General features: G+C 31.2%; 1 protein-coding gene and 1 pseudogene. Both read left to right on the forward strand.

Going from position 1 to position 813, the window contains the following annotated elements; genetic code table 11:
• Nucleotides 1-418: pseudogene (locus tag DMP16_RS10360) on the forward strand (biotin--[acetyl-CoA-carboxylase] ligase); the annotation flags it as partial.
• Between the two features lie 31 nt (nucleotides 419-449).
• Nucleotides 450-813, forward strand: a 364-nt coding sequence (locus DMP16_RS10365) for a CopG family ribbon-helix-helix protein (RefSeq protein ID WP_143577232.1), incomplete at its 3' end; no start/stop codon positions are given.

The following is an 813-nucleotide window of genomic DNA, read 5'->3' on the forward strand; positions in this document are numbered from 1 at the left end:
AAGATGGCCTAATGATATAGTGGTAAATGATAAGAAAATAGCGGGAATCTTAATTGAAGCAAGGACTTATGAGAATATTGAATATTGTGACTTATTTATCGGTGTTGGTATTGATACTAATCTGAGGGAATTTCCGCAGGATATTAAGGCTACTTCACTATATCTTGAGCTTAATAAGGAGGTAAATATTAATATAAGTGACGTAATAAGTGAGATAGAAAAATATATAAATCTTAATTCCAAGGACGCAATAGAAATCTTAAATAATAACTTATCGATAAAGGATAGAGTAATAAAGATTGTCGGAGACAATTGGGAAAAAACGTGCAAAGCACTTTTTGTGGATTTCATGGGTAGGCTAATAACCGAATGTGGGATATTTGAGGCAGAGGAAGTATATAGAGTAGATGTAGTTTAATCTTTTTATCTTATGCGTCATCATGATATTTATGAATGTTGAGAAAATAAGTATATCATTACCTAAGGAATTATATAGAGAGCTTGAGGATTTTATGAGAACTAAGAATATTTATGATAGGTCAAGGATCTTTCAAATTGCCTTAAAAAACTACCTGGATGAAAATAAGGAGGATAATGACCAAGTATATGGCATTATAAACATAGTTTATGATCATGAGTTAGCTTCAGATTCTCTAACTGGTATTCAACACGACTATAATGAATATATCATTTCATCTCTTCACGTACATATTAATGAAAGGGTATGTGTTGAAGCAATAGCTGTTAGAGGAGAAAAGAGTAAACTTGTAGAGCTAGTCAATCGATTAAGTGAGAGTAAAGGAATTTTAAAAG

This window comes from Sulfolobus sp. B1, assembly GCF_007050195.1.
GTDB lineage: Archaea > Thermoproteota > Thermoprotei_A > Sulfolobales > Sulfolobaceae > Saccharolobus.